General features: G+C 62.2%; 26 protein-coding genes. 13 read left to right on the forward strand and 13 right to left on the reverse strand.

Translation table 11 applies throughout. From position 1 onward, the window contains the following. Positions 1 to 4 precede the first annotated feature (4 nt). Positions 5 to 1906, forward strand: a complete 1902-nt coding sequence (gene cobT, locus WNY80_RS06275; protein ID WP_342886503.1) for a cobaltochelatase subunit CobT — start codon at positions 5 to 7, stop codon at positions 1904 to 1906. Then, positions 1903 to 2928, forward strand: coding sequence for an esterase-like activity of phytase family protein (locus tag WNY80_RS06280; RefSeq protein ID WP_342886504.1), 1026 nt, complete (start codon positions 1903 to 1905; stop codon positions 2926 to 2928). The genes cobT and WNY80_RS06280 overlap by 4 nt, the downstream gene beginning before the upstream one ends. Before the next feature lie 30 nt (positions 2929 to 2958). Here WNY80_RS06280 and WNY80_RS06285 read toward each other — a convergent pair whose 3' ends face one another. Next, positions 2959 to 3585, reverse strand: coding sequence for a queuosine precursor transporter (locus WNY80_RS06285; protein ID WP_342886505.1), 627 nt, complete (start codon positions 3583 to 3585; stop codon positions 2959 to 2961). A gap of 88 nt (positions 3586 to 3673) precedes the next feature. Further along, entirely contained in the window at positions 3674 to 3970 is a 297-nt protein-coding gene (rpmB, locus tag WNY80_RS06290; RefSeq protein ID WP_269388451.1) for a 50S ribosomal protein L28, read from the reverse strand. 271 nt (positions 3971 to 4241) lie between these two features. Between rpmB and WNY80_RS06295 the strand changes: the two genes are divergently transcribed. From WNY80_RS06295 to WNY80_RS06305, 3 genes are all read left to right on the forward strand, one after another. Next, on the forward strand, positions 4242 to 5021 hold the full coding sequence (locus tag WNY80_RS06295; RefSeq protein ID WP_342886506.1) for a DUF3108 domain-containing protein: 780 nt from the start codon (positions 4242 to 4244) through the stop codon (positions 5019 to 5021). Between the two features lie 116 nt (positions 5022 to 5137). Continuing rightward, positions 5138 to 6013 carry a DMT family transporter gene (locus tag WNY80_RS06300; RefSeq protein WP_342886507.1) on the forward strand — a complete coding sequence of 292 codons (876 nt, stop codon included), beginning with the start codon at positions 5138 to 5140 and terminating at the stop codon, positions 6011 to 6013. Next, entirely contained in the window at positions 6010 to 6657 is a 648-nt protein-coding gene (locus WNY80_RS06305) for a lysoplasmalogenase (RefSeq protein ID WP_342886508.1), read from the forward strand. Before WNY80_RS06300 ends, WNY80_RS06305 begins: the two co-directional genes overlap by 4 nt. On the opposite strand, the gene WNY80_RS06310 is transcribed toward WNY80_RS06305, so the two are convergent. Then, complete coding sequence (locus WNY80_RS06310) at positions 6635 to 7105, reverse strand: cupin domain-containing protein (RefSeq protein WP_342886509.1); 471 nt, start codon at positions 7103 to 7105, stop codon at positions 6635 to 6637. The two genes, WNY80_RS06305 and WNY80_RS06310, sit on opposite strands and share 23 nt — an antisense overlap. Positions 7106 to 7107: 2 nt before the next feature. Continuing rightward, positions 7108 to 7878, reverse strand: a complete 771-nt coding sequence (gloB, locus tag WNY80_RS06315; RefSeq protein WP_342886510.1) for a hydroxyacylglutathione hydrolase — start codon at positions 7876 to 7878, stop codon at positions 7108 to 7110. Positions 7879 to 8080: 202 nt separating this feature from the next. Between gloB and WNY80_RS06320 the strand changes: the two genes are divergently transcribed. From WNY80_RS06320 to WNY80_RS06330, 3 genes are all read left to right on the forward strand, one after another. Next, a complete protein-coding gene (locus tag WNY80_RS06320) occupies positions 8081 to 8845 on the forward strand; it encodes a class I SAM-dependent methyltransferase (protein ID WP_342886932.1) in 765 nt (254 codons plus the stop codon). 87 nt (positions 8846 to 8932) lie between these two features. Continuing rightward, positions 8933 to 10033 carry a histidinol-phosphate transaminase gene (hisC, locus tag WNY80_RS06325; protein WP_342886511.1) on the forward strand — a complete coding sequence of 367 codons (1101 nt, stop codon included), beginning with the start codon at positions 8933 to 8935 and terminating at the stop codon, positions 10031 to 10033. A 5-nt stretch (positions 10034 to 10038) separates the two neighbouring features. Further along, positions 10039 to 10974, forward strand: a complete 936-nt coding sequence (locus WNY80_RS06330) for a prephenate/arogenate dehydrogenase family protein (protein ID WP_342886512.1) — start codon at positions 10039 to 10041, stop codon at positions 10972 to 10974. 3 nt (positions 10975 to 10977) lie between these two features. Here WNY80_RS06330 and WNY80_RS06335 read toward each other — a convergent pair whose 3' ends face one another. Then, on the reverse strand, positions 10978 to 11976 hold the full coding sequence (locus WNY80_RS06335; RefSeq protein WP_342886513.1) for a DUF2125 domain-containing protein: 999 nt from the start codon (positions 11974 to 11976) through the stop codon (positions 10978 to 10980). Between the two features lie 98 nt (positions 11977 to 12074). On the opposite strand from WNY80_RS06335, the gene WNY80_RS06340 reads away from it, so the two are divergent. Further along, positions 12075 to 12614 carry a gamma-glutamylcyclotransferase gene (locus tag WNY80_RS06340; protein ID WP_342886514.1) on the forward strand — a complete coding sequence of 180 codons (540 nt, stop codon included), beginning with the start codon at positions 12075 to 12077 and terminating at the stop codon, positions 12612 to 12614. 7 nt (positions 12615 to 12621) lie between these two features. Here WNY80_RS06340 and WNY80_RS06345 read toward each other — a convergent pair whose 3' ends face one another. From WNY80_RS06345 to ftsE, 4 genes are all read right to left on the reverse strand, one after another. Next, on the reverse strand, positions 12622 to 13425 hold the full coding sequence (locus tag WNY80_RS06345) for a 1-acyl-sn-glycerol-3-phosphate acyltransferase (protein ID WP_342886515.1): 804 nt from the start codon (positions 13423 to 13425) through the stop codon (positions 12622 to 12624). A 96-nt stretch (positions 13426 to 13521) separates the two neighbouring features. Beyond that, positions 13522 to 14253: a YdcF family protein gene (locus WNY80_RS06350; RefSeq protein ID WP_342886516.1), complete on the reverse strand. Its 732-nt coding sequence runs from the start codon at positions 14251 to 14253 to the stop codon at positions 13522 to 13524. A 62-nt stretch (positions 14254 to 14315) separates the two neighbouring features. Further along, positions 14316 to 15305, reverse strand: a complete 990-nt coding sequence (locus WNY80_RS06355; protein ID WP_342886517.1) for an ABC transporter permease — start codon at positions 15303 to 15305, stop codon at positions 14316 to 14318. After that, on the reverse strand, positions 15298 to 15957 hold the full coding sequence (ftsE, locus tag WNY80_RS06360) for a cell division ATP-binding protein FtsE (protein ID WP_342886518.1): 660 nt from the start codon (positions 15955 to 15957) through the stop codon (positions 15298 to 15300). Before ftsE ends, WNY80_RS06355 begins: the two co-directional genes overlap by 8 nt. A 201-nt stretch (positions 15958 to 16158) precedes the next feature. Between ftsE and WNY80_RS06365 the strand changes: the two genes are divergently transcribed. The 3 genes from WNY80_RS06365 (at position 16159) to WNY80_RS06375 (ending at position 17961) form a co-directional block, all read left to right on the forward strand. Beyond that, on the forward strand, positions 16159 to 16773 hold the full coding sequence (locus WNY80_RS06365; RefSeq protein ID WP_342886519.1) for a hypothetical protein: 615 nt from the start codon (positions 16159 to 16161) through the stop codon (positions 16771 to 16773). 167 nt (positions 16774 to 16940) lie between these two features. Next, on the forward strand, positions 16941 to 17483 hold the full coding sequence (gene hpt / locus WNY80_RS06370; RefSeq protein ID WP_342886520.1) for a hypoxanthine phosphoribosyltransferase: 543 nt from the start codon (positions 16941 to 16943) through the stop codon (positions 17481 to 17483). A 109-nt stretch (positions 17484 to 17592) separates the two neighbouring features. Beyond that, positions 17593 to 17961, forward strand: coding sequence for a response regulator (locus tag WNY80_RS06375; RefSeq protein ID WP_342886521.1), 369 nt, complete (start codon positions 17593 to 17595; stop codon positions 17959 to 17961). Between the two features lie 16 nt (positions 17962 to 17977). Here the strand turns inward: WNY80_RS06375 and WNY80_RS06380 are convergent, their stop codons facing one another. From WNY80_RS06380 to argH, 4 genes are all read right to left on the reverse strand, one after another. Continuing rightward, positions 17978 to 20569, reverse strand: coding sequence for a TIGR02302 family protein (locus tag WNY80_RS06380; RefSeq protein WP_342886522.1), 2592 nt, complete (start codon positions 20567 to 20569; stop codon positions 17978 to 17980). Positions 20570 to 20709: 140 nt separating this feature from the next. Continuing rightward, positions 20710 to 21978 carry a diaminopimelate decarboxylase gene (gene lysA, locus WNY80_RS06385; protein WP_342886523.1) on the reverse strand — a complete coding sequence of 423 codons (1269 nt, stop codon included), beginning with the start codon at positions 21976 to 21978 and terminating at the stop codon, positions 20710 to 20712. A 9-nt stretch (positions 21979 to 21987) separates the two neighbouring features. After that, a complete protein-coding gene (locus WNY80_RS06390; RefSeq protein ID WP_342886524.1) occupies positions 21988 to 22185 on the reverse strand; it encodes a hypothetical protein in 198 nt (65 codons plus the stop codon). A gap of 122 nt (positions 22186 to 22307) precedes the next feature. Continuing rightward, a complete protein-coding gene (argH, locus tag WNY80_RS06395) occupies positions 22308 to 23708 on the reverse strand; it encodes an argininosuccinate lyase (RefSeq protein WP_342886525.1) in 1401 nt (466 codons plus the stop codon). A gap of 21 nt (positions 23709 to 23729) precedes the next feature. On the opposite strand from argH, the gene WNY80_RS06400 reads away from it, so the two are divergent. Next, positions 23730 to 24404 (forward strand): TlpA disulfide reductase family protein, encoded by a 675-nt coding sequence (locus WNY80_RS06400; RefSeq protein ID WP_342886526.1) that lies wholly within the window; start codon positions 23730 to 23732, stop codon positions 24402 to 24404. Positions 24405 to 24474: the final 70 nt, after the last annotated feature.

A 24474-nucleotide genomic window follows, 5' to 3' on the forward strand; every position in this document is an offset into this window, starting at 1 on the left:
TGCCATGGCCGGACGCGGCGACAATTCCCGAGCAAAACCAAGCGGTACCGTTGACGCCGAGCCATTCCGGCGGGCGCTGACGGGCAGCGTGCGGGCGATTGCCGGCGACCACAATCTCGAGGTCGCCTTCGGCACTGACCGGCCGGGGATTTCGGGTGAACGGGCACGATTGCCGGATTTGCCGAAGCGGCCGACGCGGAACGATTTTTCCGTCACCCGCGGTCTCGGCGATTCAATGGCGCTGCGCAAGGCCTGCCACGATGACGCGGTTCATAACCGCATGGCGCCCGAGGGCCCCGATGCCCGCGCGGTCTATGATGCGGTCGAGCAGGCCCGGGTCGAGGCGATCGGCGCGCGGCGGATGACCGGCGTCGGCGACAACCTGACCTCGATGCTCGAGGACAAGTACCAGCGGGCCAATTACCAGGGAATCGTCAATCGCGAGGATGCGCCGCTCGAGGAAGCGCTGGCGCTGATGGTTCGCGAGAAGCTGACCGGCCGCAAGCCGCCGCAATCGGCGGGCCAGGTGGTCGAGCTGTGGCGCGATTTTGTCGAAGACAAAGCCGGTAACGTGCTGGATACGCTCGAAGGATCCGTCGAAGACCAGCAGGCCTTTGCCCGTGTCGTGCGCGAAATGCTTTCGGCCATGGAAATGGCCGAGGAGTACGGCGACGACGACAGCGAACAGGACGAGCAGGACGAAGTCTCCGACGATGACCAGCCGCGCAGCGAGGAGGAAAACGACCAGTCCTCGCAGGAAGATGCCGGATCGGACGCAGCGCCGGCGGAGGAGAGCGAAACCTCCGACGAGCAGATGGACACCGGCGAGATGGACGGCGCGGAAGCCGGCGACGACGACACCATCGACGACAGCGACGACGATGCCGACACGCCGGGCGAGACCCGCAAGTCCAGCGACCCGTTCGACGAACTCAACGAGAAGATCGACTACAAGGTATTCACCACCGAATTCGACGAGGAAATCTCGGCGGAAGAACTCTGTGACGAGGCTGAACTCGAGCGGCTGCGCGCCTTCCTCGACAAGCAGCTGGCGCATCTGCAGGGCGTGGTCGGACGGCTGGCCAACCGGCTTCAGCGCCGGTTGATGGCGCAACAGAACAGAGCCTGGGACTTCGATCTCGAAGAAGGCTATCTCGACAGCGCGCGGCTGACACGGATGATCATCGATCCGATGCAGCCGCTGTCGTTCAAGATGGAACGCGACACCAATTTCCGCGATACGGTGGTGACGCTGCTGATCGACAATTCAGGCTCGATGCGGGGCAGGCCGATCACGGTTGCTGCGACCTGCGCCGATATCCTGGCGCGCACGCTCGAGCGCTGCGGTGTAAAGGTTGAACTGCTGGGCTTTACCACCAAGGCCTGGAAGGGCGGTCAGAGCCGCGAGAAATGGCTGACCAGCGGCAAGCCGGCAACACCGGGCCGGCTCAACGATCTGCGCCACATCATCTACAAGTCCGCGGATGCGCCATGGCGGCGCGCCCGGCGCAATCTCGGCCTGATGATGCGCGAAGGACTGCTCAAGGAGAACATCGACGGCGAAGCGCTGATCTGGGCTCATTCGCGGCTGACGAGACGGCCCGAACAGCGCAAGATCCTGATGATGATTTCCGATGGCGCACCGGTCGACGATTCAACGCTTTCGGTCAATCCGGGCAATTATCTTGAGCGGCACCTGCGTGCGGTCATCGAGGAAATCGAAACTCGTTCGCCGGTTGAACTTCTGGCCATCGGTATCGGCCATGATGTCACCCGCTACTATCGTCGCGCCGTGACAATCGTCGATGCGGAGGAGCTGGCCGGCGCAATGACCGAGCAACTGGCGGCGCTGTTTGCCGATGAAGGCGATGGACGGCAATCCCGCCGCGGGCGCAAACAGGCGTGATCCGATCGCGCACCATGGCGCGGCTGTCGATCATCGGCAGTGCGCTCATGTTCTTGACGGCTTCGGCAGTCTTGCCGCTTCGCGCCGACGATGAGATCCTGCCGATAAATTCCAGGCTGATCTCCCATTTCAAGGTTGGTTCGGACCAGACCCGGTTTGGCGCTTTCGAATTCGTTGGCGGGCTGGAACTGAGTTCACCGAGTGCTGCGCTGGGCGCCATGTCGGCGATCCGGCTGTCTGCGGACAGGCAGAGCTTCCTCGGCGTCATGGATACCGGCTTCTGGTATGCCGGCCGTTTCGAACGCGGTCCAGACGGCCAATTGATCGGGATTGCGGATTTCTCGGTTTCACCGATCCTCGATGCCGAGGGCGAATCCTCGAAGCAAAAGTGGCGGGTCGACGCTGAAGGCATGGCGGTGCGCGGTGACGAGGTGCTGGTCAGTTTCGAGCGCCGCAGCCGGGTGGATGTCTATCCGGCCAAGGCGCCGGGCAGATCCATCCCGCTGGGGTCATTGCCGGTGCAGATCCCGCTCGAGGAGCTGCGCAACAATCGCGGCCTGGAGGCGATCATGGTCGCACCGTCGGCTTCGCCGCTTTCGGGCGAGGTGGTTGCCGTCTCGGAGAAAAGCCTCAATGCCAGTGGCGATATCTACGCGGCCGTGCTGACCGGACCGTCGAAAGGCGTGTTCTTCGTCAAGCGGCATGCGCCCTATGACGTGACGGACGGTGATTTCCTGCCCAATGGTGACCTGCTGCTGCTGGAGCGGCGCTTTTCGATTGCCGAGGGCATCGGCATGCGCATTCGCCGCATCGACGGCAGCCGGCTGGGGCCAGGAAACCTGGTGGATGGAGAGGTTGTGCTGGAAGCGGATTTCGGCGAGCAGATCGACAATATGGAAGGTCTGGACGTGAGCACGGATGATGCAGGGCAGACATTCGTCACGCTGGTGTCGGACGACAACCATTCTATCCTGCAGCGGAACCTGATGCTGGAATTCCGGTATCTCGGCGATGCCAAATAGCCACGTCTGCCGAGGGCCGGGGCAGCTTGGTCAGGCGCGGCTGCGGGGCGTCAGAACCGGCATCAGAATGCCGTAGGGCAGCAGCATCGACAATCCGACGACCAGCTTGACGGCGAGATCGCCCAGCGCCCACGACACCCAGCGCGGCAATTCCGTGGCGAAGACGCCCAGCAAGGGGGCCGTTTCGCTGGCGAACGCGTCGCCCGGACCGATGATGTTGGCGGCTTGCGAAAAGGCGAGGCCAAAGAAGATCAGCGTGTCGAGACCGGAGCCGATAATGGTGGAGACCAGCGGCGGAAGCCACCAGACGCGGTTGCGCAGACGGTCGAAGAGGGAAACGTCAAGCAGCTGCGCCAGCAGAAATGCAGATCCCGAGGCGACCGCGATGCGCGGCGTGGCAAGCCAGACCGACAATGCAACGGCGATGACGAAGCCGCAGAACACCACCAGGCGGGCGGTGGCCGGGCCGAAGCGACGGTTGGCAAGGTCGGTGACGAGAAACGCAACCGGATAGGTGAATGCACCCCAGGTCAGCAGGTCGGCGAGATTGAAGGCACCGATGGTGTAATCGACGGGGAACTGAACCAGAAAGTTCGATGCCACGACGACAGCGGCCATGAGGGCCATGAACGGCAAGACAGAGGGGATCGTTCGCATTTTTTTATCCTGGGTTGATGCCACCAGTTGAAAAAGATGATGGCGGGCATAAAGCCCGCCATCTCAAATCAGAAACCTTCAGCCTTATTCAGGCAGCGGCTTTTTCGTCGAGCTTCTTTGCGATCTGACGCTTGAGCAGACGGGCGCGCATCGACAGTTCGGCGTCCTTGGCCTTGGCCAGGAATGCGTCGAGACCGCCGCGATGCTCAACCGTGCGCAGGGCGTTTGCAGAAATGCGCAAACGATAGCGCTGGCCGAGTGCGTCGGAAATCAGCGTGACGTTGCACAGGTTCGGCAGAAACCGGCGACGGGTCCGGTTGTTGGCGTGGCTGACATTGTTTCCGGACTGTACAGCCTTACCGGTCAATTCACAGCTGCGTGACATTTTGCACCTATATCTCTTCGCCAGCGGACGGGCCGAGCCAGGTAGGAGGCTCACCCAAAGGACCGCAGGCCTTTATCGGAAGTCGCGTGTCTATAATCAGACCAGCCAGCCGCGTCAAGCCGCCAATGACGGCAAACCGGCAATCCCGGGCTCCAGGTGGCAATAAAACTGATTTTCGGCGCTGTGGCCAGGAGATGATAGGGTGTTCAGTCTGGGTTCAGGATGGAAACTGGATAAACGTGGCAATTGAGATGATGGGAAAGGAACCCCTATGGCACGTGTAAAGATGTTTCTGTCAGGTCTGATGGCGGTTGCGGCGCTGGCGACAGCGCAACAGGCTGCGGCGGAGCCGGTTCAGGTCCACACCGATTACAAGGTTTCGCTGGTCGGATTTCCCGTGGCGTCTGCCAAATTCGTCACCGAAGTGGATGGCAAGTCCTACAAGATATCAGGCGATATGCGGTCCTCGGCGTTTTCGGACCTGTTTTCCAGGGTGCGCGGCAATGCCAGTGTTTCGGGAACCGTCACTGCCGACAAGCTCCAAGCGTCGGACTTTCTTGTCAGTTACACCAGCGGCAAGAAAAAGCACCGGACCGCGGTCAAGTTTGTGAACGGCGATGTCCGCTCTGCGACCAACGAACCGGAAAGCAAGACCAAGGCGGATGACTGGGTGCCGTTGCTCGAGGCACATCTGCGGGCGGTGCTGGACCCGCTCTCGGGTCTACTGTTTCCTGCCGGGACTGCCGTTTGCCCGCGCAGCCTGCCGATTTTCGACGGGGAATCCCGGGCCACCCTGCATCTGACCCCCATAGGTGTGCGTCCTTACCGGACGAAGGGCTTCAAGGGCGATGCCATTGTCTGCGGCGTCCGGTTCGAGCCAAATTCGGGCTACCGGAAGAACTCGTCCGGCATCAAGTACCTCAAGGGGATCAAGGGCATGGAAGTGTGGTTTGCCAAGCATGAGAGCCTGGGGCTGTACGGACCGGTTTATGCCAAGGTGCCGACGAAGATCGGCAAGGTAATCGTTGCAGCCACGAGAATTGGCGGATAAATGACAAAACCCCTTGGGCAGGATGATCTTGCGCAAGGGGTTTTCATGATTGCCTTGAAGCCATTTTCGCGCGTGCCGATCCTGCGCGGTGGATCGCGTGCGATGGGAGTTGGATAATGCGAAGTATTCCCACGCTTGTCGGATTTTCCGCAGTTGTGATGTGGTCGGCGCTGGCGTTGCTGACCGCCGCATCCGGTACCATGCCGCCTTTCCAGCTTTCGGCGATCTGTTTTCTGATCGGATCGCTGATCGGGCTCACCGCGATGCTCAGGGACAGGAAACGGTTCGCGGCCTTCCGGCAACCGGCCAAGGTCTGGGCGCTGGGGCTGTTCGGGCTGTTCGGCTATCATTTCCTCTATTTCACCGCGCTGCGCAATGCGCCCGCCGTCGAGGCGGGGCTGATCGCCTATCTCTGGCCCTTGCTGATCGTTGTCGGTTCGGCGCTGCTGCCGGGGGAACGGTTGGGCTGGCACCATGTCGCCGGCGCGTTGATGGGGCTGGCGGGGACAGCGCTGATCCTGGTGCGGGGCGCCGAGGGCGGTTTTGGCGGCGGCAACATGATCGGTTACGCGGCCGCGGGCCTGTGTGCCCTGACATGGTCAGGCTATTCGCTGATATCGCGGCGGTTTGGCGAAACCCCGACCGATGTGATTGCCGGCTTCTGCGTGATCTCGGCGGTGCTGTCGGCGGTTTGCCATGTCTTTCTCGAAACAACGGTGTGGCCGGACACGACGGGTCAGTGGCTGGCCGTCATCGGCCTGGGCCTCGGGCCGGTCGGGTTGGCGTTCTACGCATGGGATTTCGGGGTCAAGAAGGGTGACATCCAGGTGCTGGGCGTAGCGAGCTACGCGGCCCCGCTGCTGTCGACGCTGATCCTGATCCTGTTCGGTCACGGCAAGGCGAGCATCGGCATCGCGGTGGCCTGCCTGCTGATCACCGGCGGTGCATTTCTGGCGGCCAAGGATCTGCTCAAGGGCAGGCGGTCGGCGTGAGCGATTATCTTGACAGCCCTGATGCGCTTGCGACTGCCCTGACGGTGATTTCCGCGCTCGGCTTCGTGATCTACCTGTTCATGCTCGACCAGCCCGTCTCGATCGTGCGGACTGTCGCCAAGACAGCGGCTGTGGGGGCGCTGGCGGGCCTGGCGCTGCATGTTGGCAGTCCGGTGCTGCTGGTGCTGGCGCTGGCCCTGTCGGCGCTTGGCGATGCTTTTCTGGCGCATGAGGGCGATGTGGCGTTCCTGGGCGGGCTGGGCAGTTTCCTTGCCGCCCACATCGCCTATGCGGTGCTGTTTGTCTCGATAGGGCCGGGATTTGCCGATGCGCCGCTGCCAGGCTTGCTGGCGGTGGTTCTGTTCGGCGCCGGCATGGGCACGCTGATGGTCAGCAAGGCCGGCCCGCTGGCATTGCCGGTGGCGGCCTATGTGCTGGCGATCGCGGTGATGGGGCTTGGCGGGGTGACGCTTGGCGGGCTGGTTCTGCTGGGGGCAGCGTTGTTCATGGCGTCGGACGCCATTCTCGGATCGGAGAAGTTTCTCATGTCCGAGACCAGTTCCCTGCGGCAGCTGACCAGCCCGGCGGTATGGGGGCTTTACTATGCGGGCCAGGTGCTGATCACGCTCGGCCTTTTGGCCTGACCGGCGCGCCCTCGAATGGCGAGGGCCGCCAATCCGGCGGAGCCATTTCAAAGCTTGCGAATTCAAACCCCGGCGCCACCGTGCAGCCGACCAGCGTCCAGGCGCCGAGCGAGGCGGCGGATTGCCAGCAATTGGCGGGCACCACGATCTGTGGCCTTTCGCCGGAAGCCAGATTCATGCCGAGCCGGTGGGATACGGCATTGCATCCATCCTCAGAGAGAGTGAGGGCCAGCGGACCGCCACCGTACCAGTGCCAGATCTCGACCGCGTCGGTGACGCGATGCCAGTGTGAGCAGTCGCCGCCTTCAAGCAGGTAATAGATCGCGGTTGAATTGCCGCGCTCGCCGCCGGCGGTGTCGCGGAAGGTTTCGCGGTACCAACCGCCTTCCGGGTGCTGCTGCATTTCCAGGAGGGTGATGATTTCACGGGCGGACAGGTTTGCGTTCATGATCAGAAACTGTCCTTGCGGCGGCGCAGTTCGGCGAAGACCTCGACATCGCTTGCCGTCTCCATGCCAAGTTGCTTCCGAATCGCCGGGTCGCCTGTGCGCATGAACGGATTTGTGCGCTTTTCGAACCCTATCGTGGTCGGAAGCGTCGGCAATCCCTTGGAGCGAAGATCGTTGATGTCCTGCATGCGCTTGGCAAGTGCCTCGTTGTCCGGGTCTACGGAGACGGCGAAACGTGCGTTCGACTGGGTGTACTCATGTCCACAATAGACGCGGGTTTCGTCGGGGAGCTCGGCAAGGCGGCTGAGCGACCTGAACATGTCTTCGGGCGAGCCTTCAAACAACCGGCCGCAACCGAGCGCGAACAGCGTGTCGCCGGCAAACAGCAATCCTTCGTCGGGAATGTAAAAACAGACATGGCCCGCGGTGTGGCCCGGTGTCGAAATCACCTGCACGGTTCTGCCCGCGAACTCGAATGTGTCGCCATCGCCGACAGTTTGGGTCAGGCCGGCAATCTTCGCCGCCTCGGCCGCGGGGCCGATGATTGTCAGCGGCGAAGCCTGCGCGAGCGCCGGAATGCCTTCGACGTGATCGGGGTGATGGTGGGTGACGAACAGGTGGGTCAGCTTCCATCCATCCTGACCGAGGCGACCGGTGATCCTTGCCGCGTCCGGTGCATCGATGCTTGCGGTTTCGCCGGTCAGCGGATCATGCAGAAGCACTCCGAAATTGTCCTGCCTGCAGGTAAATTGCTCGATCATGAGGCTGGTCATCGGGTTCCCTATCGCAATTGCTGAATCAACCATGCGAGCATAACCGGCAGCATCGGCTTCGTCACCTTGGGCGGCGGTGATTTGACAGGACCATGGAGAGTTTAGGCATGACCTCGCCGCAATGATGGTTTTGACTGCCGGTGGCCTGCCGCCGCTGGTCCAGCCTCTTGCCCGCAAACAGTTTCTGCCGCAGGGTACAGCCATGCACGCCGATATCGTCGATTTGAGACAGTTCTATCATTCCCGGCTTGGCATGGTTGCCGAGCACTCGGTCTCCATGGCGTTGTCATCGATCTGGGCAAACCTGCCGGGCGAGCGGCTGATGGGACTGGGCTATGCCACCCCCTATCTGGACCGGTTCGGCCCCGATGCGGAACGGACGTTTGCGTTCATGCCGGCGGGGCAGGGTGCGGTGAACTGGCCGGCCGGAGGTCCTTCGGCGACGGCGCTGGTGTTCGATGAAGAACTGCCATTGCCCGATGCGTCGCTTGACCGTGTGTTGATGGTGCATTCGCTGGAATTCGCCGAGAGCCCGCGCGAAACGCTGAAAGAGCTCTGGCGTGTGCTCGCGCCCGGCGGACGGCTGGTGATCGTTACCCCCAACCGGCGCGGAATGTGGGCGCGGTTCGAACACACGCCGTTTGGCGCCGGGCGTCCCTATTCGCGCGGGCAGCTTGTCTCGATCCTGCGGGAAAGCAATTTCACCCCCGGGGCTTTCGCCGAGGCGCTGTTCTTCCCGCCCTCCAAGCGCGGGATGGTGCTGCGCATGCAGCGGGTTTTCGAACGATTCGGCCGCAGATTGTGGCCTGTGTTTTCAGGCGTGATTATCGTCGAGGCGCAGAAGCGGCTGTACCAGGGATTGCCGGTGGCGGCGCGCGCCTCCCGCCGTGTCTTCGTGCCGGTGCTTTCGCCGCAAACGTCGCGCGCCTCGCATCGCCAGACCAAATCGAACAAGGCGCCTGTCTGAGACCGGGCACCGCTCTCGACAAGATCGCCGCGAGAGGCTATTTCCGCGGTCTAAGCCTTGGTTTTCAGCTTGCAAGGAAGCTTCTTCATGAGCAGTACCGACATGCCCCGCCCGAAACCGGGTGTTATGGATATCGCGGCCTATGTGCCGGGGCGCGAGACCGCCCATGGCGCGACCAAGGTCTACAAACTGTCATCCAATGAATCTCCGCTGGGACCAAGCCCGAAGGTGGCCGAGGCGCTGGCGGCCAAAAATGCCGACCTGGCGCTTTATCCGGATGGTTCCGCGCATGTGCTGCGCGATGCGATCAGCCGGAGCTATGGCCTCAACCCCGGCAACATCCTGTGCGGCAACGGCTCGGACGAACTGCTCGGGCTGTTGTGCCAGACCTACCTGGCGCCCGGCGATGAGGGTGTTTTCACCGAGCATGGATTCCTGGTCTACAAGATCCAGATCATGGCCGCTGGTGCCACCCCGGTTTCCGTTCCGGACACCGACGACCTGACGAGCGATGTCGACCAGATTCTGGGTGCGGTCACCGAGCGGACCAAGCTGGTGTTCCTCGCCAATCCCAACAACCCGACAGGCACCTATCTCCCGGTCAGCGAAGTCCGGCGGTTGCATGCCGGATTGCCGGGCCACGTGATTCTGGTTCTCGATGCGGCCTATGCGGAATATGTCCGGCGCAATGACTACGAGGCGGGCATCGAGCTGGTGTCGGCCAATCCGAATGTGGTGATGACCCGGACGTTCTCGAAGATTCACGGGCTTGCAGGCCTGCGGATCGGCTGGATGTATGCGCATGAAGCCATCATCGATGCCTGCAACCGGGTGCGTGGACCTTTCAACGTCAATGCGCTGGCAATCACCGCCGGTGCCGCGGCGATCGGTGACAGGAGCCATGTCGAACGGGCTGTCGAGCACAATGAAAAATGGCTTGGCCAGGTCACCGAGGCGGTCGAGGCGCTGGGGCTGTCGGTGACGCCTTCGGTCGGCAATTTCGTGCTGATTCATTTCCCCACGACGCCTGGCAAGACGGCAGCCGAGGCTGACGAGTACCTGGGCAAGCGCGGTTACGTGTTGCGGCGTGTGGCGGGCTATGGCCTTCCCGATGCGCTGAGAATGACAATCGGAAGTGAGGAAGCCAATCTCGGCGTGATCAACGCGCTGAAGAGCTTTATGGCCTGACAATCATGACCAAACCGCTGTTTGATACCATCGCGCTGATCGGCATCGGCCTTATCGGCTCGTCGCTGGCGCGGGTGATCCGCGCCAGGGGGCTGGCCGGGCACGTGGCGATTGCCACACGAAGCGAAGCGACGCTAGAGGCGGCGCGAAGGCTTGGTCTGGGTGACAGCTATTTCAGTTCGAACGCGGAAGCCGTCGCCAATGCCGATCTGGTGATCGTCTCTGTTCCGGTCGGGGCATCGGAAACGGTGGCGCGGGAAATCGGGCCGCATCTGAAGCCGGGCGCAATCGTCACCGATGTCGGCTCGACCAAGGCGTCGGTGGTCCGGCAAATGCAGCCGCACATTCCCCAGAGCGCCCATTTCATTCCCGGACACCCGATTGCCGGTACCGAGCAGAGCGGTCCGGAGGCCGGATTTGCCGAACTGTTCGAAGGCCGCTGGTGCATTCTGACGCCACCGGCGGGCACCGATGCCGAAGCTGTCGCGCGGCTGGCCCGGTTCTGGGAGGCGTGCGGATCAACGGTCGAGGAGATGGATCCCGATCACCATGACCTGGTGCTGGCGATCGTGTCGCATCTTCCGCATATCATCGCCTACAACATTGTCGGAACCGCCGATGACCTGGAAGCGGTGACAAAATCCGAAGTGATCAAGTACTCGGCCTCGGGTTTCCGCGATTTCACCCGTCTGGCAGCATCCGATCCGGTGATGTGGCGCGATGTCTGCCTGCACAACAAGGATGCCATCCTTGAAATGCTGGCGCGGTTTTCCGAGGACCTGTCGTCATTGCAGCGCGCCATCCGGTGGGGCGACGGCGACAAGCTGTTCGAGCTGTTCACCCGGACCCGCGGCATTCGCCGTTCGATCGTCGAGGCCGGGCAGGACACCGATGCGCCCAACTTCGGCCGCAACGCCGCCAAGCCCGACGCGGCCGAGTAGGGCTCAGAACGCAGGCAGCTCGCCGAGCGGGATAATGCCAAGCGAGACCTGGCCGTTCCGGATTGTCAGCGGCAGGGTCGTGGCATCGTCGCCGGGCCTGGTATCGAGCGCCGAGATCATCGGTCCGAAACGCCTGATCATATCTGCACTTTCCGGATTGAAGCCTGCGACGAGTTCGGAGAACTGCTGCACATTGCTGATGGTCAGCTCAAGATTGCCGGACATGCGCCCGTCAGCCGCAACCTGGACCGGGCCTGCGAGTTCGAGCGACGAGGTTTCATCGAGCTCGATTGTCACCCGGTGCAGCATTGCATCGAAGGGACCGTGCAGCGGTGTGAAGGGGATCCGCAACAGGTCCGATCGCCCGGACAGGGTCGCCTCGAATGCCAGGGCCTTGGCGTTCAGTCCCGCGAGCAGGGAGTTGCGCAGGTTTTCGCTGTAGGCGGCAACATCAAGATCCGCGCCATTTCGCCGGGCGTGGGCCGTGATCCGGTCAGCCTGCACCGCGAGGCGCTGGGTCAGGCCGGTTCCATCAATGTTGAAGCTGGTGTTGCGGGCTTCGATCGATCCACGATCAAGTCCGTCGGAAACCGCCTGAACGCTGGCTTTGAGAAGCTGCCAGTCGGCGCGCAGGATCAGGCCTGAGGCATCAAGCACAAATGGCCCGTCCACCTCGGCTACCGCATGTTGCGGCTGGTAGACCTGTGCGGCCGAGCGGAAGGCGCCAGCCGTGGCGGTGATGCCCTCGGCAGCGTTTGCGTAGGTCAGGGTTTCGCAAAACAGGCCGACGCGGAAAGGGTATCCGCGGACATCGGCCTGGGTGCATCCGGCGGTGGCGTCAGGGCCGGTGATCTGCGCCAGCGTTGAGGGAAGGTGATCCTCGATCCTGGCGGCAAAAAAGAACCAGCCGATTGTCCAGAGCAGGACCGCTGCAACGATGGCGCCGGCCAGCCAGGCGAATTTTCGCGAGGCCGGAGAAGAGACATTGGCGGATGGTGGCATTGCGTTCTCCGTTGGTGGCCTGCAATAAGAGCCGAGATGGCGGTTATGCCTGGAACATGATGTTACAGCGGCTTCCTGCCGGCAACATGGGCTGCGATATGGACGATTTTTGGGTGTTTGGCTACGGATCGCTGATGTGGCGTCCGGGTTTTGATCATGAGGAAACCCGGCAGGCACAGCTGTTTGGCTATCACCGGGCGCTATGCGTGCGCTCCTTTGTTCACCGCGGTACGCCGGAACGGCCGGGGCTGGTGCTGGGGCTGGACCGCGGCGGCTCGTGCCACGGGGTGGCATTCAAGGTGCCTGCTGAGAACCGCGAGACGGTCACCGGCTACCTGCGCGAACGCGAACTGGTCACCAATGTGTATCTCGAGACCACGCGCAAGGTGCGGCTGGCTGATGGCCGGGATGTCCGGGCGCTGACCTATGTCGTCGATCGCGGGCACGAGCAATATGCCGGCGCGCTGTCGGTCGATGATGCGCTTTCGCAAGTGTCGGGCGCGGTGGGCCAGTCAGGGCCGAACGAGGACTATGTGATCAACACGGTCGAGCACCTCAGGACCCTGCGTATTCGCGATCATCACCTCGAGTCGATCGCGCATGGCCTTGAACTCTCAGGACGCCTTGCTGATCAGTGAAGCCGGGTCACTGAAGCCGCGGGTCTGAAGGCAGCGCACCGAGCTCCTTGAGCCTGCGGCGGGCATCTTCACGCAACGGCAGCTTGGGATTGGCTTTCACGGTCTCGACCAGCAGCTTGTCGCTGGCAGCTTCCATGACCTCGACCAGCTTGTCCATGAAGGCATCGGGATCCATGCCCGGCGCAATCGGCGGCAGGATCTGAACCTTGAAATGTCCGGGATAGCGCAGGAACTTGCGCCGCGGCCAGAACAGGCCGGGATGCATGACCACGGGCACGACCGGCACGTCGAGATCGCGGTAAAGCCGGGCAATGCCGTATTTGTAATTCGGTGGAGCGCCGGCGGGACGGCGGGTGCCTTCGGGATAGATGATGAGCTGGCGGCCGCTCCGGATCTCCTGCTTGGTGCGCTCGAGCACTTCGGCCATGACCTTGCCGCGGGCGCCGCGATTAACCGGAATCATCTTCATCTTGGTGATATACTGGCCGAAAAGCGGGATCCAGGTGAGCTCGCGCTTGAGGATGTAGAACGGATCGTCAAGCCAGGGCAGCAGTGCGTAGGCATCCCAGAAAGACTGGTGCTTGGGTGCAAAGATGTAGCCGCCTTCAGGGATGTTCTCGAGGCCTTCGATCTCGAATGTCGTTCCGACGATTTTCTCCTGCAGCCAGTGATTGGCCCGAACCCAGTTCTTGGGCACGCTCCAGGCGGCCTTTCTGTCGGCCAGAAAGTAGTAGGGCGAGAAAACGATCATGCGGACGATCAGGTTCAGGTAGAACGCAAGATTGAAAAGTATGGATCGAATGGCAATCATCGAGAAATCCGGATTTGCATGTGGCCCTGTCAGGCAGAAGCTTTGGTCCGGGTTACACTATCGACGATCAGCCGAAAACCTGTCGCCTGGGAAAAATCACTGCAGGCTGGCAGCCACCGGAGGCTTGCCGCCCGCATCGGCGCGCAAGCCGCTTGCGGGTTTGGCGCCGCTCCAGTAGCGCAGCCTTGCAAGCGAGTACTTGGCGTATTCGACAAAAAGGGTACGCAATGCGACCGGATCGGCGAGCCAGGTCTCGGTTTTCAGATCGGCATGGGTGACCGGATAGGCAAGAAAGGTCACGTCGGGGCTGGCCTGTGAGAGTTCAAGCAGGCTGCGCGGCATATGGTAGTTGTTGGTGACCACCAGGATACGGCTGTAGCCGCGCTGGCGGATCCAGCCGGCTGTCTCATTGGCGTTGCCGATGGTGTCGAGGGCTTCGTAGCCAATATCGACACAGCAGGCGAAGGTTGCCATTTTCGTGCCGGTGGCGCGGCGCAGCGCTGCGCCGCTCGTGGACGGGTTGACGCCGGAAATCAGCAGACGGTCGCCGATTCCCTTTTCAAGCAGCGCCAGGGCCTGATCAATGCGCTGATACCCGCCCGTCAGGGCCACGATGGCATCGACTTCGCCGGTTGTTTCGGTGGCCTTCAATTCGGCGATGGTGTCGGTGAAACGAAAAAAGCCCATTGCAATCAAGGCTATGCCAACAATGATCGCAATTGTAAGCAGGCGCAGGCCATGGTGACCCACCCGGCGCAGACGTCGGAGCGCGTCGGTCTTGGCGGAGCCGGACGTCGCCGGATCAGGTTGTGCGGTTTCCACGCTCATGAACCATGAATACCCCGAGATTCAGGCAAGGACCAGTCGGATTTGCGGCAAAAACCGGGCAGTTAACCTATTTCCGCAAGTGACGGATCTGCGCGCTGGCGATCAATTTCGCGGATCGTGCGGATGACGGTCAAACGCGTGGTCACCGCCGTCATCGCAGATATCAGCACGACAATGCCGACAATACCGAAATAGCCGGCGCCGCTGAGGGTGAAACGGCCGAACAGGGCGGTTACCTGATCGTTGAGAGCGGTGGCCATGGAATTGGATTGCCATGCTCCCAGCAGTAAAAACCCGAGCGCTGCAATGCCGCCGCCAAAGGCTGCGCCCTTGAGGCCGATCAGCAGGAAGCGTTTCTGGAATTCGGACCCGATGAAACTTGTTTCGGCGCCGACGAAATGCAGCACTTCGACGATGTGGCGGTTGCCGGCCATTGCGCCGCGTGTGGCGAAGATGACGGTCAACATGGTGGTGGCGAACATCAGTGTCAGGATGCCGACCCCGATCAGAACGGTGATCCGGGCCATCGAAATCAGCCGGTTGGCCCAGGCGCGGTGATCATCCAGCGTTGCCGCGGGGACGTTGTCTGCCAGCTCCTGGCGGATGGCGGAAAAATCCGGAGGCGCGGACTCGTCGATGGTGACGATGACCAGCCGGGGAACCGGAAGCTCGTCCATGTCGAAACCTTCACCAAGCCATGGCTCCAGCAGCCTTGCGGTTGACGCCCGGTCGACGATCTCGGCAGAGAGCGTTCCGGGGAAGGACAGGGCGATGGTCCTGACCTCGGTGAGGGCGGCCTCCATGTCGAGGCCATCGTCGGGTTTGACCTGGATGGTGATCTCGCGGGAGACGTCGCCCTGCCAGGCCTCGGCCTTCTCCTGCACCATGGTCACGGCGCCAAGGGTCATGGCGCAGAGGAACGACATGATGGCGATGACCACCATCAGCGCATGGCCGGAGACATTGACCGGCGGCACGATCGGCGCCATCGGACGCAGGGTGACCATGCGTTCCCGCTTCTGGTTGTCGCTGGGGCCGGCTTGCTCAGTCATAGATATCGAGCCGTCCTTCCGACAGGATCATCCGGCGGGCATCGACCCGGTCCATCAGGGTCAGGTCGTGGGTAGCGATGACAACGGCCGTGCCAAGCCGATTGAGCTCGGTGAACAGGTTGAGCAGGCGTTGCGCCATCGGCGGATCGACATTGCCGGTGGGTTCGTCGGCGAGCAGGATCTCGGGTTGGTCGATCAGTGCGCGGGCGATCGCCACACGCTGTTTTTCCCCACCCGACAAAACCGGCGGCAGCACGTTGATGCGCTCGCCCAGTCCGACCCATTTGAGCAGTTCGATCACATCGGAGCGGTAACTCGCCTCGTCCTTGCCGCGTACCCTGAGCGGGAGAGCAACATTCTCGTAGGTGGTCATGTGGTCGAGAAGCCGGAAATCCTGGAAAACGATACCGATCCGGCGACGCAACAGCGGCAGCTCCTCGCCCGGAATCACGGAAATGTCGCGGTCGAACATGCGAATCAGCCCGCGCGTGGGCTTAAGCGACATGAACAGAAGCCGCATGAGCGTGGTCTTGCCCGCGCCCGACGGGCCGGTCAGGAACTGGAAGGATCTCTTGGGGATATCAAAGGTCAGGTCACGCAGGACCTCAGGTCCCATACCGTAACGCAAGCCGACATTTTCGAAATGGATCAACGGTCACTTCCTGTCCCGGGGGTCATACTGCGCAACGACCGGGCCGCAGAGTCGCCGGGCATGGTTAATGCAGAGTTAATACACCCGCCCAAACAGCTGGTATACGCGGCTTGTTCGCCAAGCGTTAATCATTTCCATTTACGGATCGGTAAGAGATGTTTCAATGCCTTCTGCATCGCAGGGGTGGAAAAGGGGTGCCTCATGGGCGGTACAAGCCGTGTGACACATGCGATCGACCCGGGAGCCGGCGACCTGCTGATGCCGGGCCGGGGCCGAAAGCTGGACGCAGCCCGCAGACGCGACGTCGAGGATGCCTGCTTTGAGCCTGTCAGCGCTCCGCGCGATGTGTTTTCGGCGCGTCCGCGGGACAATGCCGCCAATGGTGTTTTCAAGTCGCGGATCATGCAGCCCGAGGCTGATGGCCCGATCCCGCGTGATTTCGCCGGCAAAACCATGGTGCAGGGCAAGCGGCTGGGCGTTTTCGCCGGAAGCAAAAACGGGGCAGCCCCGCGTGGATTGATCTCGCCGCTGGCAGCCCTTGCACTTGCGGTGTGTGCAAGTGCCGCAGCCTTCTGGATGGCCGGTGGCCATGCGCTGGTCCTGCCGTCCGGCAGCGACCAGTCCGCCTCAAGGGTCAGCGCGCCGGTGGTCTCGGTTGGCAAACCTGCCGCTTCATCTCCCGATCCGGTGGTGACGTCCTCCATACCGGCTGCGAAGGCCAGGACCACAGAAGCTGGCTTCACCGCTCCGATGCCGCGTCCGGCCCGGATCGAACGCGCGGGATCAATCCTGATGATCCGCCCGGCGGGTGATTGAGACGCTCCGGACCGAAGTGAAATCCCGGAAACCTGCTGCTTTGCGCCTGCCCCGGTCGAAACGGCTTGGGCCTGCAGGAGGCAAAACGGGATCAAATTGCTTTCAATTGACCGCGAAGGGCTCTAGGAGTGGGCTGAATTGTTGAGCCAACGTCCTGGAGAGCGCGAATGCCGGTTGTGCGCGGAAAAATCATCGAACCCCTGTTTACGCCGGATGTGATTGCGAAGCGCAATCGCGAGATGGCAAAAGAGATTGCCGCCAGTCCGAAGAAGGATCTTCTGGTCATCTCGATCCTCAAGGGCTCGTTCATTTTTGCGGCCGACCTTATCCGGGCGCTGCATGATGCCGGGCTTGAACCTGAAGTCGAGTTCATCACCCTGTCGAGCTATGGCCGCGGCACCACCAGCCAGGGCGTCAAGATCATCAAGGATATCGATAGCGATGTGCGTGGACGCGATGTGCTGCTGATCGATGACATTCTCGAATCCGGCCGGACGCTGAGATTTGCCCGCGACCTGATGTACGAGCGCGGCGCCAACGACGTCGATATCGCGGTGCTGCTCGACAAGCGGTCGCGCCGGGAAGGCAGTCTCGATGCCGACTATGTCGGGTTCGAATGCCCGGACTATTTTGTCGTCGGTTACGGCATGGACGTGGCCTATGCGTTCCGCGAGCTGCCGTTTGTCGGGGTGGTCAAGGGCGACGCCTGATTCCGGGCTTCCGGTTCACGGCATGCGCCCCGGCACGAAGAATGCTGCGGGCGTTCACCTTGCAGCAATATTTGCGCCCTAGGTTCCCATCACCAGCAGGGAGCACATGATGGCAAGAATTCTGATCGCCGAAGACGAAGATTCTCTCAGGCGCTTTGTAGCGCGGGCGCTTGTCATGGACGGGCACGAGATCGTCGAAGCCGGCGATGGCGCCGAGGCGCTGGATCATCTGATGGACAGCAGTTTCGATCTGCTCCTGTCCGATATCCGGATGCCGGTGATGGATGGCATTGCGCTTGCGACTGCGTCGGCTGAACAGCGTCCCGGCATGCCGATCCTGCTGATGACCGGCTATGCCGAGCAACGCGAGCGGGCCGAACCGCTGATGCGAATCGTGGTCGATGTGGTGCCCAAGCCCTTTACGCTGCCTGATATCCGCCAGGCAGTGGCGGATGCGCTGACGCAGCAGGCTGCCTGAACCTGGCCCACCCGTTTCATTGCAGGTCTAGCAAGCGTTCGAGATAGCGTTTCTCCAGATCCGGCGACAGCTGGTCGCCCAGACGCTTGCGGATGGCATCAAGGATCTCGCGGGCGCGCTGGATATCAATCTCGTCAGGAACCTTGACCCGGCTGCCGAAATCCGGCCCGGTGGTGGCGCGCGGCCGGCCGAGGGGATCACGATCGTCAGCCGCACGGTTGCCGTTGCGGTCCGGCCCTTCGCCTTCGGCGTCGCCTTGCTGGTTGCCCATTGCCTGCATCATCTGGTTCATCATGTCTTCAGCGCCCTGCCTGAGCGCCTGCAAGGCCCGGCCCTGGTCACTGAGCGCCTGGCCGGTTTCCCCACCCTCGAGATTGCCTGCCGCATCGCCCATGGCTTCGCCGGCCTCGCCGAATCCTTCTGACGGCTGGATTCCCATGCCCTCGAGGTCGCTCTGCAATTGTCCCAGCGCATCGCGCAGCTGCTGCTGGCTGCGGCCCAGCGCTCCGAGCATCTCTTCAAGGGACTGGTCGCCCTGACCCTGCTGACCCTGGTCGTCGCCCTGGCCGGGATTCTGCTGGCCCTGCTGCTGGCGGTCACGGCCTTCGCCGGACTGGCTCTGGCGCTCGCGGTCGGCGCGCATGGTCTCGTCCATCAGCTGCTGCTGCTGGCGCATCAATTCACCGAGCTTGTCCATCTGCTGGCGCATCGGGCCGCCCTGCTGCTGTTGGCGCTGTTGCCGGCCGGCCTGCAGGTTGTTCATCATGCGCTGCAGTTCCTGCAGCATCTGCTGGGCTTGATCCCGGGCGCCGGAACGGGCGAGGTTCTCGATCTGGTCGAGCATGTTGTCGAGATCGCGCTGGCGCAGCATGTTTTCCGGCATGGCCTGCTGGTTCTGACCATCCTGGCTGCCCGGATTCTGCCGGGCCATTTCCCGCAGGTATTCCTGCATGGCCTCGCGTAGCTCATCCATCAGCTGGGCGATCTCTTCGTCTGTGGCGCCGTTTTCCAGTGCTTCGGCGAGCGCATTCTGGGCTTCGCGCAGACGGCGTTCGGCGAGGGACAAATTGCCGTCTTCCATCTGCAGGGCGACGCCCCACATGTAATCGATCGCCGCGCGCAGGTCGTCATCCGACCGGGCGTATTCGAGCCTGCCCCTGACCGATTCCAGCAGCAGGTAATGGGTGAGGTTGGGAATGGTTTCATCGGGCGCAATGGTCAGCGCGTCATGCAGATCGAACACCCGGCCAAGGTTGTTGGCGTCAAGCGCCAACACGCCGCGCTGTTCGACAATTGCTGCGGCCAGCGGTTCGGAGAAACGCCGCCCGGGAAGCACTGTCTCGAGAGTTTCGCTGCGGCCTTGCTGCCCGGCTCCGTCGGTGGCGACGAGGGTGATTCGGACCTTCTGTCCGGCTAGTGGATGCTCGGTGAGATCATGGCTGGCAACAGCACGGTTATCCGTGGACGAGCGCCGGGGCAGGGTCAGCCGGTACTTTGGCGGATCAAACAGCGGCCGGGCGTCGGGGCCGGGCTCGCTTGCAGGGACGATTTCGGCTTCTGCCGAGGCGATGCCGTGATCGTCGGTCAGGGTGTAATCGAGTTCCAGCGCGCCATTCGCGGCACGGCGCGGGGGGGCGGCGAAGGCCGCAACCGGCGGCTCGTCGGGGATCAGGCGAATGGAGAAAGCGGTCTCGGACCTGCCGGCAGTGATTTTCAGCTCGCCATCAATGTCGGGCGTGATGGTCCAGGTTGAGGCGCCGGTTGACGGTGCTAGGTTTGCCGATGCGGTGCCTGCCGGTTCTACCGGAACCAAGGTGGCTTCACTGGCGCCCCACAGCACTTCTGCATCCGTGGCGCTGCCGCCGACACGAATGGTGATTTCACTGCCCTCGATGGCGCTGACGGCTTCGCCCACCGGACGCGACTGCCCGGTGAGGAAGACCGGCGCCTGATTGACGTAAGGCGGTGGCGTGATCCAGGCATCGATGCGGACATCCGGCAGCCCGCTGTCTGAATGGCTGACGAAGGCATCAGTCGGCTTGCCGGCGTTTCCGGAGAAGGAATAGCCGAAGGCAACAAACAACAGCAGGGCGACTGCGACGCGAATGCCCCAGGGGTCGCGCCGGGGCAGGCTGGATCGTGGAATGCCGGTTTCGAGCGTTCCGATCTTGCCGGCCATGCGGCGGCGATGTTCTTCCCACAAAGCGCGGGCGAAGGGATCGGTTGCGGAAATCGTGTCGTCCTGCGTTGCAATCGCTTGGTTGGCGATCCGGTTTTCGGCTTCGAGGCGCTCGTCGATTTCGGTGCGGGTGGGCGGAGTGAAGCGGAGCAGGGGCCAGAGCGATGCGATGAAGCCAAGGCCGAACAGACCAAGCAGCGTCAGGCGCACCCAATCCGGGACGATCCGGAAGATACCGAACCAGGAAAAACTGAAATACAGCGCGATTACCGCCAGAAGCGGGGCAGACAGGGTGAGAAGGCGGCCGAGCGACAGGTTGAGCCGCATGCGCAGGCGGCCGAAGGAGACCAGGCGGCCAACATGATTGTCCGCCGCTTCGGTCTTGCGGCTTTCGGAATGCGTTTGCCTGCCGTCGGCTTTGCCTGCCATCTCATTTTCCTTCAGCGTCGGAGTTGAAGATAGCAGTCTTTGCGGCCAAGGCGAGGCCTGTGCCAAAAAAGTGAAGCGGGATTGTCGCCGTTAAGGAAAATATCCTTTGCCCGGCAAACCGGCCAGCAAAGGCCGCAGGTTCAATCGAGCCAGCCGGGCAGCGAATCCATGCCGATCAGGTCGTCATAAGACGGGCGCGGACGGACAACGTGGAACTGGTTGCCATTAACCAGCACCTCCGGAATCAGCAGCCGGGTGTTGTAGGTGCCGGCCTGAACCGCACCATAGGCGCCTGCCGAGCCAACGGCGATCAGGTCCCCGGCCTTGAGTGCCGACATTTCGCGATCCTTGGCAAGGTAGTCGCCGCTTTCGCAAACCGGACCGACAATATCGGCGCGAATCCGCGGTGCGCTTGCCGCCGACAGCTTCACCGGGCGGACCTCGTGCCAGGCTTCGTAGAGCGTCGGCCGGATCAGATCGTTCATGGCGGCATCGACGATGACGAATGTCTTGTCGCCGCCGTCCTTGATGTAGATGACTTCGGAGACCAGCACGCCGGCATTGGCGACAATCAGGCGTCCGGGCTCGAGGATCACCTTGCAGCCGAGGTCGCGCAGCCGCGCCTTGACCATATTGCCGTAGGCGTCCGGATCGGGCGGCGTTGCGTTGTCATCGCGGTAAGGCACGCCAAGACCGCCGCCGATGTCGAAATGGTCGATGGTGTGGCCATCGGCGCGCAGCTGGGTAATCAGTTCGACCATCAGCTTGAGTGCATCGTCAAACGGCTGCAGATCGGTGATCTGGCTGCCGATATGCATGTCGATGCCGGTGACGCGGACACCCGGAAGGCTTGCGGCGTGGCGGTAGACCGCCGGTGCGCGCTGCCAGGAAATGCCGAACTTGTCTTCCTTCTTGCCGGTCGAAATCTTGGCATGGGTCTTGGCGTCGACGTCGGGATTGATGCGGAAGGAGATTGGCGCGACCTTGCCCATGGCAAGTGCGCGGGCATTGAGCACCTCGAGTTCGGGTTCGGATTCGATGTTGAAGCAATAGATGTCGGCGGCGAGTGCCGCTTCCATCTCGCGCACGGTCTTGCCGACGCCGGAGAACATGATCTTCGAGGCGGGAATGCCTGCGGCCAGGGCGCGGCGCAGTTCGCCTTCAGAGACCACGTCAACGCCGGACCCAAGCTGGGCAAGGGTCTTGAGCACTGCCTGATTGGAATTGGCCTTCATGGCGTAACAGACCATCGAATCGATGTCGGAGAACGCGCCTGAAAACACCTTGTAGTGGCGGGTCAGCGTGGCGGTCGAGTAGCAATAGAACGGAGTGCCGACCTGGGCTGCGATGTCGGGCAGACGGATGCCTTCGGCATGCAGAATGCCATCGCGATATTCAAAATGGTTCACTGGGTGCGCCTATTCGAGAAGACCATCGAGGATGAAATGCCGTTCCCTGACTGCGGGAGCCGGGGTCTCTTCTGCCGTGGCAGACGAGCCAGCCGGGACAGGTGTGACATTGGGGCGTTCGAGTTCGCCCCTGCGGCCGCATCCGGTCAGGACCGCGCTCAGCAGGGCCACTGCGCATATCGATTTGATCCACACGCCGGTCGTCATTCGCTGTTCCTCACACTCGCCTGCGCCGTTTCCGGTGCGCGGGGCTTACATACATGGTTTTGGCATACAAGTTTTTGGCGCAAAGTGCACCCGGTTTGTCCGCACACATCAGGCCCCGTGCGCTAGACGCGTCCGCGCCACCAGGCAATCTGCTTGCGGACCTGGGAAGGCGCCGTGCCGCCAAAGCTCTGACGGCTGGCGACAGACGCATCGACCGTCAGCACGTCGAAGATGCCTTCGGTGATTGCAGGATTGATGGTCTGCAGATCGGCGAGCGACAATTCTGCCAGTTCGCAGCCTTTTTCCTCGGCCATGGCAACCGCGCGGCCCGTGGCATGGTGGGCATCGCGGAACGGCAGGCCTGCCTCGCGCACCAGCCAGTCGGCAAGGTCGGTCGCCGTCGAGTAACCCGATCCGGCAGCCTTGCGCATCTGGTCGCCGCGGATTTCCATGTCGCTCATCATGCCGGTCATGGCTGCGATAGACAGCTCCAGGCTCTCGGCAGCGTCGAAGACCTGCTCCTTGTCTTCCTGCATGTCCTTGGAATAGGCCAGCGGAAGCCCCTTCATGATGGTCAGAAGGGCGATCAGCGAGCCGTTGATGCGGCCGGTCTTGGCGCGTACCAGTTCGGCGGCGTCGGGGTTTTTCTTCTGTGGCATGATCGATGAGCCGGTGGAGAAGGCATCGGAAAGCCGGACGAAGCCGAATTGCGGCGTCGACCAGATGACGATTTCCTCGGCCAGCCGCGACAGGTGAACCGCGCAAATGGAGGCAAGCGACAGGAATTCGAGCGCGAAATCGCGGTCGGACACGGTGTCGATCGAATTGCGGGTGGGTTCGCGGAAGCCAAGTGCCTTTGCCGTCATCTCGCGGTCGATGGGAAAGCCGGTGCCGGCAAGGGCTGCAGCACCGATCGGGCTTTCATCCATGTGCTCGATGGCGTGACGCACGCGCTGGCGGTCGCGGCCGAACATCTCGACATAGGCCATGCAGTGATGGCCGAAGGTGACCGGCTGTGCGGACTGCAGGTGGGTGAAGCCCGGCATCACGGTGTCGGCGTGCTGTTCGGCCTTGTCGAGAAAGGCCGTGATCAGCCGGGTCAGCGCAGCTTCGGTGCGGCCCAGTTCTTCCTTGACCCAGAGGCGGAAGTCGAGCGCGACCTGGTCGTTGCGCGAGCGGGCGGTGTGCAATCGTCCGGCCGTTGGTCCGATCAGTTCGGCCAGCCGCGATTCGATGTTCATGTGAATGTCTTCGAGCTGGCGCGAGAAAACGAACTTGCCGTCCTCGATTTCTGACAGGATCGTGTTCAGTCCGTGAGAAATCTTGTCGCGGTCTTCGCTCGAAATTATGCCAGTCTTGGCAAGCATGGCCGCATGTGCGAGGGAACCACGAATGTCCTGGGCATAGAGCTTGCGGTCGAAATCGATACTGGCGTTGATTTCCTCCATGATGGCATCTGGTCCGGAGGCAAATCGGCCACCCCACATCTGGTTTGACGCCTGTTTGTCCTTATCTGTCGACATGAGCCTGCCTTGGAGTTTGTCATGAGCCAATCGCGCAAAAGCCTTTCCACCGGAGCCCTCGTTGCAATCGCAATTGCACTGGGCGCCGTTGTCGGGGCAGCCGGGATATACTGGAAAGCATCGCCCTCTGGCAATGCGCCTGCCACCGAAAGTCTCGCGACGGCCGATAGTGCGGCGTGCAAGGCAGACCCGGAGATGCTGGCGAAGCTGAAGCCGCTGGCCAGGGGCGAGGTGGCCGCGATGGCCGTCCGGGACGAGCCGATCGCCCTTCCGGAGCTGGCTTTTGTCTCCGAACAAGGCGATGCACTGACGCTTGCCGACTTTGCCGGTCAGGCCTTGCTGGTCAATCTCTGGGCAACATGGTGTGCTCCCTGCCGTGCGGAAATGCCGGCTCTGGCCGAATTGCAGTCCGAACTGGGCGACGATGGCTTCAAGGTGCTGGCGATCAACATCGATACCGGCGACGTTGCGAAACCGAAGGGGTTTCTGGACGAGATCGGGGTCGCCAATCTGGGGCTTTACCGCGATGCGTCCATGGGCGTGTTCAACACGCTGAAAAAGGAAGGTCTGGCCTTCGGGCTGCCGGTGACGCTGATGATCGGCAAGGACGGCTGCATGCTGGGGGCCATGAACGGCCCGGCGGAATGGGCCAGCAAGGACGCCAAGGCCCTTGTCTCTGCCCTAAAGGCGGTCTGAGAACAGATAGGGCGCAGACGTCAAATGCCGTCCGCGCCCTTTTCGGAAGTCTTGGTTTTGGGTCGTTCTG

Source organism: Hoeflea sp. AS16 (assembly GCF_038900095.1).
In the GTDB taxonomy this organism is placed as follows: domain Bacteria; phylum Pseudomonadota; class Alphaproteobacteria; order Rhizobiales; family Rhizobiaceae; genus Hoeflea.

Excerpts from the sequence above, each read along its gene's own strand:
- WNY80_RS06355 (WP_342886517.1), bottom strand. The coding sequence starts at position 15,305 with ATGACTGAGCAAGCCGGCCCCAGCGACAACCAGAAGCGGGAACGCATG.
- WNY80_RS06400 (WP_342886526.1), top strand. The coding sequence starts at position 23,730 with ATGAGCCAATCGCGCAAAAGCCTTTCCACCGGAGCCCTCGTTGCAATC.
- argH (WP_342886525.1), bottom strand. The coding sequence starts at position 23,708 with ATGTCGACAGATAAGGACAAACAGGCGTCAAACCAGATGTGGGGTGGC.
- WNY80_RS06345 (WP_342886515.1), bottom strand. The coding sequence starts at position 13,425 with ATGATTGCCATTCGATCCATACTTTTCAATCTTGCGTTCTACCTGAAC.
- WNY80_RS06365 (WP_342886519.1), top strand. The coding sequence starts at position 16,159 with ATGGGCGGTACAAGCCGTGTGACACATGCGATCGACCCGGGAGCCGGC.
- WNY80_RS06300 (WP_342886507.1), top strand. The coding sequence starts at position 5,138 with ATGCGAAGTATTCCCACGCTTGTCGGATTTTCCGCAGTTGTGATGTGG.
- WNY80_RS06320 (WP_342886932.1), top strand. The coding sequence starts at position 8,081 with ATGCACGCCGATATCGTCGATTTGAGACAGTTCTATCATTCCCGGCTT.
- gloB (WP_342886510.1), bottom strand. The coding sequence starts at position 7,878 with ATGACCAGCCTCATGATCGAGCAATTTACCTGCAGGCAGGACAATTTC.
- WNY80_RS06380 (WP_342886522.1), bottom strand. The coding sequence starts at position 20,569 with ATGGCAGGCAAAGCCGACGGCAGGCAAACGCATTCCGAAAGCCGCAAG.
- cobT (WP_342886503.1), top strand. The coding sequence starts at position 5 with ATGGCCGGACGCGGCGACAATTCCCGAGCAAAACCAAGCGGTACCGTT.
- WNY80_RS06330 (WP_342886512.1), top strand. The coding sequence starts at position 10,039 with ATGACCAAACCGCTGTTTGATACCATCGCGCTGATCGGCATCGGCCTT.
- WNY80_RS06295 (WP_342886506.1), top strand. The coding sequence starts at position 4,242 with ATGGCACGTGTAAAGATGTTTCTGTCAGGTCTGATGGCGGTTGCGGCG.
- WNY80_RS06375 (WP_342886521.1), top strand. The coding sequence starts at position 17,593 with ATGGCAAGAATTCTGATCGCCGAAGACGAAGATTCTCTCAGGCGCTTT.
- WNY80_RS06310 (WP_342886509.1), bottom strand. The coding sequence starts at position 7,105 with ATGAACGCAAACCTGTCCGCCCGTGAAATCATCACCCTCCTGGAAATG.
- WNY80_RS06285 (WP_342886505.1), bottom strand. The coding sequence starts at position 3,585 with ATGCGAACGATCCCCTCTGTCTTGCCGTTCATGGCCCTCATGGCCGCT.
- WNY80_RS06390 (WP_342886524.1), bottom strand. The coding sequence starts at position 22,185 with ATGACGACCGGCGTGTGGATCAAATCGATATGCGCAGTGGCCCTGCTG.
- hisC (WP_342886511.1), top strand. The coding sequence starts at position 8,933 with ATGAGCAGTACCGACATGCCCCGCCCGAAACCGGGTGTTATGGATATC.
- WNY80_RS06350 (WP_342886516.1), bottom strand. The coding sequence starts at position 14,253 with ATGAGCGTGGAAACCGCACAACCTGATCCGGCGACGTCCGGCTCCGCC.
- hpt (WP_342886520.1), top strand. The coding sequence starts at position 16,941 with ATGCCGGTTGTGCGCGGAAAAATCATCGAACCCCTGTTTACGCCGGAT.
- rpmB (WP_269388451.1), bottom strand. The coding sequence starts at position 3,970 with ATGTCACGCAGCTGTGAATTGACCGGTAAGGCTGTACAGTCCGGAAAC.
- WNY80_RS06335 (WP_342886513.1), bottom strand. The coding sequence starts at position 11,976 with ATGCCACCATCCGCCAATGTCTCTTCTCCGGCCTCGCGAAAATTCGCC.
- WNY80_RS06340 (WP_342886514.1), top strand. The coding sequence starts at position 12,075 with ATGGACGATTTTTGGGTGTTTGGCTACGGATCGCTGATGTGGCGTCCG.